The organism is Sphingomonas bacterium, assembly GCF_903644055.1.
Taxonomy (GTDB): domain Bacteria; phylum Pseudomonadota; class Alphaproteobacteria; order Sphingomonadales; family Sphingomonadaceae; genus Sphingomonas_I.
In genome coordinates this window covers 1-5915 of record NZ_CAHJXD010000164.1, presented here as the reverse complement: position 1 = coordinate 5915, position 5915 = coordinate 1, and the positions used below count along the sequence as shown (strand labels likewise).

Here is a 5915-nt window from a genome sequence, read left to right as displayed (position 1 = left end):
CCTTACCCGCTCATGCTGAGGTGAGACCGAGTAGCTCCGCAGGAGCGTATCGAGGGCTCGTATCGAAGTACGGCTCCAGGGCTTGTCCTTCGATACGGGCTCTCGACAGGCTCGATCCCTACTCAGGATGAGCGGTGGAGTGGGTCAATCTAAAATCATCCTGCTCTAGGGGCTGTCCTGTCCAAGCCGAAACGTCACCCCGGCTCAAGGCCGGGTGACGAGAGTTCGACGTCAACATCTGAAAGTCAGTCCCTCAGATCGGGCGGTGTCGCCTCCGCCGACAGCGCCGCGATCGCGTCGTCGATCCGCATCACCTGCTGGCCCTCGCTGCCGAGCCGCCGGATCGCGACCGCGCCCTCCTCGGCCTCGCGCTTGCCGACGACGAGCAGCGCGGGAACCTTGGCGAGGCTGTGCTCGCGCACCTTGTAGTTGATCTTCTCGTTGCGCCGGTCGGTCTCGACGCGCAGCCCCGCCGCGCGCAGCTTCGCCGCCACCGCATCGGCATAGCCATCGGCGTCGGAGACGATCGTCGCCACCACCGCCTGCACCGGCGACAGCCACAGCGGGAAACGGCCGGCGTGATGCTCGATCAGGATGCCGATGAAGCGCTCGAACGTGCCGAGGATCGCGCGGTGGAGCATGATCGGCCGATGGCGCGCCCCATCCTCGCCGATATAGCCGGCGTCGAGCCGCTCGGGCAGCACCGTATCGGTCTGCATGGTGCCGCACTGCCACGTCCGCCCGATCGCGTCGGTGAGGTGGAATTCCAGCTTGGGGGCGTAGAAGGCGCCTTCGCCGGGCAGCTCTTCCCAGCCATAAGCCTCGGTGGCGCGCCCCGCCTCGGCGACGGCGTCGCGCAGCGACTGCTCGGACCAGTCCCACATCTCGTCCGAGCCGAAGCGTTTCTCGGGCCTGAGCGCCAGCTTGATCGCATAGCGCTCGAAGCCGAGATCCTTGTAGACCGTGTCGAGCAGGTCGCAGAACAGTCGTACCTCCTCGACGAGCTGGTCGGCGCGGACGAAGATGTGCGCGTCGTCCTGCGTGAACTGGCGGACGCGCATCAGCCCGTGCAGCGCGCCATGCGCCTCGTTGCGATGGCAGCAGCCGAACTCGGCCATCCGCAGCGGCAGATCGCGATAGCTCTTGATCCCCTGGCGGAAGATCAGGACGTGGCCGGGGCAGTTCATCGGCTTCAGCGCCATCAGCTCCGCCTCGTCCGAGACGATCGGCCCTTCGTCCTCTACCGACGGCACCTCGTCGGGCACGACGAACATATTCTCGCGATATTTGCCCCAGTGGCCCGATTGCTCCCACTGGCGCGCGTCCATCAGTTGCGGCGTCTTGACCTCGCGATAGCCCGCGCCGTCGAGACGGCGGCGCATATAGGCCTCGAGCTGGCGCCAGAGCAGATAGCCCTTGGGGTGCCAGAACACCGATCCGTGCGCCTCCTGCTGGAGGTGGAACAGGTCCATGTCCTGCGCGATGCGGCGGTGGTCGCGCTTGGCGGCCTCCTCCAGCCGCGTCAGATGCTGGTCGAGCTGCTTCTTGGTGAGCCAGCCGGTGCCGTAGATGCGGCTGAGCATCGCATTCTTCTGGTCGCCGCGCCAATAAGCGCCCGAGACGCGCGTCAGCTTGAACGCCTGGGGATCGAGCTTGCCCGTCGAGGGAAGATGCGGGCCGCGGCACATGTCGAGGAAGCCGCCGGCGCGATAGACGGTCAGCTCCTCGCCCTCGGGCAATTCGCCCGCCCATTCGGCCTTGAACGTCTCGCCCTGCGCGCGCCACAGCGCGATCAATGCGTCGCGCTCCCAGACCTCGCGAACCAGCTTCTCGTCGCGCGCGATGATCGCGCGCATCCCGGCCTCGATCGCGGGCAGATCCTCCTCGGTGAAGGGGCGGTCCTTCGGCGCGAAATCATAATAGAAGCCGTCGTCGGTCGAAGGGCCGAAGGTGATCTGCGTTCCGGGAAAGAGATGCTGGACCGCCTCGGCCAGCACATGCGCATAATCGTGGCGGACGAGCTCCAGCGCGTCCTTCTCGTCGCGCGCGGTGACGAGCGCGAGCCGGGCGTCATGCTCCAGCGGCCGATCGAGATCGCGCAGCTCGCCATCGACGCGCGCGGCGAGCGCCGCCTTGGCGAGGCCCGGGCCGATCGCGGCGGCGATGTCCGCCGGCGTGGTGCCGAGTGGCACCGCGCGCGAGGAGCCGTCGGGCAGCGTGATCGAAAGCATGTCGTTCATTTGTCTTCCTGGGTCCGAGGCGGACTCATGCCCGCGCTGGCGCCCGATGGGAAGGCAGAGACGGGGAAGCGGACGCCGGCCTCACCCGTCTCCGGGCGGAAGCTCGGGCGGCGGCGTCAGCGGATGACGCGCGGGCCGAGCTCCCCCCGGAAACCGGGGGTGGTGGTAGTGCTCGTCATGATACGGCGGACCTGCATGCAGCCGCAGATAGGGGGAAGGCGCGGCGAAATCCAGACCTTCTAGACGCTGTCCTGTTCAAGCTGAAACGTCACCCCGGCCTTGAGCCGGTCCCGCTTCTTATTCAGCGTTAGCAGGCAGCGGGACCCCGGCTCAAGGCCGGGGTGACGAGAGTTCAACGTCAACAGGACAGTCCCTAGAAGTCGGACGCGAGCGTCAGTGCGACTCCCGAGCCGGGAGAGGAATGCCCCGCCGCGCGAAACCGTCCCTCGATCGCCAGCGTCAGGCTGTGGCGCTCGATGGGAAGCGTCATCGCCGCGCGTGGGCCGGCGTCGACGCGGGAAACGCCGGGTTGCGCCGCGCCCCACAGGCCGGCGCCGATCACGATCGGCGGGCCGCGCTCGGGCAGACGGTAGCCGATCCGCATTCCGCCATCGATGAAGCCATCGCGCCGCCGCGCGCCGACGATACCCGCCTGGCCATAGCCGTCGAACTGCAAGCGTCCCGCGCCGCCGCCGCGATAGAAGCCGCCGGCGAGATAGGCCGACCATGCCGAGCGCCCCTGACGATCGATCCGCTGGCGCCGCTCGATGCTCAGCCGCAGCGGGGCTTCGGGAAAGGGATGCCAGTCGATCCCGATCGCGCCCTCCGCGCCGCGATGTTCGAGCGGCGCATAGGCGCGTGCCGCCACGGCGAGGTGCGGGTCTAGCGGCACGGCGATCCGCGCGGCGATCTGGCTGCCGCCCAGCGTACCGCGGTCCGCAAGCGTGGCGCCGCCGCCACCGGGCCGAAGATAGAGATAGGCCTGCGCCTCCACCCCGAGCGCGGGCCTGTGCTGTCGCGGAAAAAGCGGCGCGGGGGCGGGCGCGGGTACTGGGGCCGCTTCGTCCTCGGGCGGAGGACGATAAGCGAAGGTCGCGTGACGGAGCATGCGCGCGGTCGAGACCGTCTCGCCGCCGCCGAGCTCGATCATCGCCAGCCGCGCCGCGCGCACCCCGCTCGACCAGTCGAAATCGGGCATGTCCGCAATGATCGCCGGGCGCCCGCGCCGGATTTCGCCGGCTGGCCGAAACGCCGGCGCGATCGCCGCCGCCGGAACGAAGCCCCGCAGCGCGCCTGGCGCGATCGGGGCGAGGAAGGCGGGTAGGCCGGGCATGGTCTCCGCCGGCGCGGGCCACAGCAGGTACGCGCGCGCCATGCTCCAGCAGGCGATCGTCGCCAGCAGGAACCGCGCCTGGCGCCCCTTCAATCGCATGGCAGGCTTTCGGGAAAGATGTGCGCGGTCTTGTCCCAGTGCGCGACGCGGCCCGGCCGATACTGGCCGAGCGCGCGAAACGCCGAGACGATCGCGATCAGGTTCGAAACGATCACGCGCGGCACCGACCACCAGCCCGCCGCGCTGCCGTAGAAGCGGCCGACCACAAAGATACGCGACAGCAGCCGCCAGCAGAGCAGGGCTGCGTTGATCCTCAACAGATCGGCCAGCGGGGACGCGTGGCGCACTCCGATCCCGAACAGCCAGCAGGAAAAATCGAGCAGCGCCGCCGCATAGCCCGCGCTCAGCACCACCGCCGCGAGCAGGGCGCGACGATCGCGAAAGCGCATCCAGCGTTCGGCCAGGCCGCCCCGCCAGCGCAGCCTGTCCCACCCCGCCAGCGCGATGCCCGTCACCCAGCGCGCTTTCTGGCGGCAGGCGGCATCGAAAGTCTCGGGAAATTGCGCGCGTACCGCGACCGGCGCGCCGCCCTCGCGCGCCGGGATCGAGACGAACGCGCCCCGGCCGCCATGTTGCGCGATGCGCAGGCCGAGCTCGTAATCCTCGGTCAGGCTGCCTTCGTCGAAGGGGTTGCCGCCGTTGTGCCCGGCGACGCACGCGAGCATGTCGCGTGCTATCGCACAGCCGACGCCCGCCGAAGGCACGCTCGCGCCAAGCGCCTCGCGCACGATCAACTGCCGGCCGTGGCCTTCCGAAAATTCATCGGCATAGGTCGCCGCGACGATCCGCGCGGCGATACCGCGCCCCTGCGCGGGCAGGGGCAGCACCGGAATCTGCACCAGCGCGAAATGCTCGATCATCCGGTCGTAGAGCTGGAGTTCGAGCGGATGGACGACATCCTCGGCATCGTGCAGCACGACCGCCTTGACGCCTCTGCCCGCCGCGCGCTCGTCGGCGAGCAGCGCGTGCCATAGCCGGTTGAGGCATTCGGCCTTGCTCGTCGGCCCCGGGGCGCGTCCCCCGCACGATCTGGACGCGCGGATCGCCGAGCGCCATCACCGCGCGCGCCGTCTCGGGATCGTTGGGATAGGTGCCGACGTAGATGCGATAATCGCCATGCTCGAATCGGCTCAGCGCGGCGCGGAGCATGGCGCCGATCACCTGCGACTCGCGCCACGCGGGGACGAACACCGCGATGCGCCCCGGCGCCCTGGGCGGAGCCAGCGTCGCCATCGTCGCGCGGGCATGGCGGCGGAAGATCGTCAGCCGCCGCCAGCCGCCCCGCGCCAGCCAGATCAGATCGATCGCGAGATCATCGATCCCGCCGAGCAGCATTCCGACGGCGGCGAACAGCGCCAGCTCCCGGGTCAGCCCGCCGACGGCCCAACCGACGGACGCGATCATCGCGCTCGATTTTTCCGATTCCCCACCAGATCGGACAATCCCCGCGCTATGTCATTCGATCAAGACGGAAAGTTCATGACCAAAATGATTGTATCCGCCCGCATCCTCGTGGCAGGTCAGGCGGAAATTGCCGGGGCCGCCCGATCAAGAACCGAAAGCCACCGCGATAGTGGCCTTTGTGGCTTTCGTGGCCTTTGTGGCTTTCGGGGTTTCCGACGAAATCAAAGAGCGAGACGAAATGATGGTGTGAGCCGTACTCTATATGTTCTGATTTGTCAAGAGATCAAGGTCGGCAGGGCCGCAGGAACAGTCGCCAAAGGTTGCCCTGTTCAAGCTGGACCGTCACCCCGGCCTTGAGCCGGAGTCCCGCTTCTTCTTCACCGTCGGCAGGTAGCGGGACCCCGGCTCAAGGCCGGGGTGACGAGAGTATGACGGCGACAGGACAGACTCTCATCTGTGTGAAGCAGGAAGATGACCCCTACCCAAGCCTCTCCCGCGAAAGTGGGAGAGGGCCGGCCAAGCCCCGGGGGGCGCCGCGTCAGACCGCGCCGTCGTCCTTATATTTGAGTTCGAGGTAGCGCTGCTGCGTCGCGAACTTGTTGAGGTCGCCGCTGGCAAGATCGGCGCTCATCCGCGCGAGCTCGCTTTCGACGACGCCGAGCCCCTCGACGAGCTGGCGATCGGGGGAGGGGCCGTCCCGCTCCACCTTGCGCAGGCCCTGCGGCACGCGCGCATAGCCCTGGATGAGCTCGGGAAGCTCCTCGGCGATCAGCTTGCGCACCTCGCGCGCGGCGGGCTCGCGCGGATCGAGGCCGGCGAGCTGGGGCGCCAGCGCCTCGAGCCGCAGCCCGATGCCGTCGACCAGCCGCGCGGCGGGC

Annotated in this window: 4 protein-coding genes and 2 pseudogenes; 1 reads left to right on the top strand and 5 read right to left on the bottom strand. The window is 68.7% G+C overall.

Translation table 11 applies throughout. The features are described from left to right. Window positions 1-245: 245 nt before the first annotated feature. The 4 genes and pseudogenes from thrS to HUU94_RS12820 all read right to left on the bottom strand — a co-directional run. Window positions 246-2240 carry a threonine--tRNA ligase gene (gene thrS / locus HUU94_RS07140; protein WP_174274404.1) on the bottom strand — a complete coding sequence of 665 codons (1995 nt, stop codon included), beginning with the start codon at window positions 2238-2240 and terminating at the stop codon, window positions 246-248. Window positions 2241-2613: 373 nt separating this feature from the next. Beyond that, window positions 2614-3672, bottom strand: coding sequence for a hypothetical protein (locus HUU94_RS07135; RefSeq protein ID WP_174274403.1), 1059 nt, complete (start codon window positions 3670-3672; stop codon window positions 2614-2616). Then, complete coding sequence (locus HUU94_RS07130) at window positions 3663-4595, bottom strand: glycosyltransferase family 2 protein (protein ID WP_254602017.1); 933 nt, start codon at window positions 4593-4595, stop codon at window positions 3663-3665. The genes HUU94_RS07135 and HUU94_RS07130 overlap by 10 nt, the downstream gene beginning before the upstream one ends. A gap of 115 nt (window positions 4596-4710) precedes the next feature. Beyond that, a pseudogene (locus HUU94_RS12820) lies at window positions 4711-4782 on the bottom strand (hypothetical protein); the annotation flags it as partial. On the opposite strand from HUU94_RS12820, the gene HUU94_RS12815 reads away from it, so the two are divergent. Next, window positions 4781-5116, top strand: coding sequence for a hypothetical protein (locus HUU94_RS12815; protein ID WP_254602019.1), 336 nt, complete (start codon window positions 4781-4783; stop codon window positions 5114-5116). The pseudogene HUU94_RS12820 and the gene HUU94_RS12815 overlap by 2 nt on opposite strands. Window positions 5117-5575: 459 nt before the next feature. On the opposite strand, the pseudogene HUU94_RS07125 reads toward HUU94_RS12815, so the two are convergent. Beyond that, window positions 5576-5915 (bottom strand): annotated as a pseudogene (locus tag HUU94_RS07125) (hypothetical protein); the annotation flags it as partial.

Coding starts and splice junctions, on each gene's coding strand:
- thrS (WP_174274404.1), bottom strand. CDS start 2,240: ATGAACGACATGCTTTCGATCACGCTGCCCGACGGCTCCTCGCGCGCG.
- HUU94_RS07135 (WP_174274403.1), bottom strand. CDS start 3,672: ATGCGATTGAAGGGGCGCCAGGCGCGGTTCCTGCTGGCGACGATCGCC.
- HUU94_RS12815 (WP_254602019.1), top strand. CDS start 4,781: ATGGCGCCGATCACCTGCGACTCGCGCCACGCGGGGACGAACACCGCG.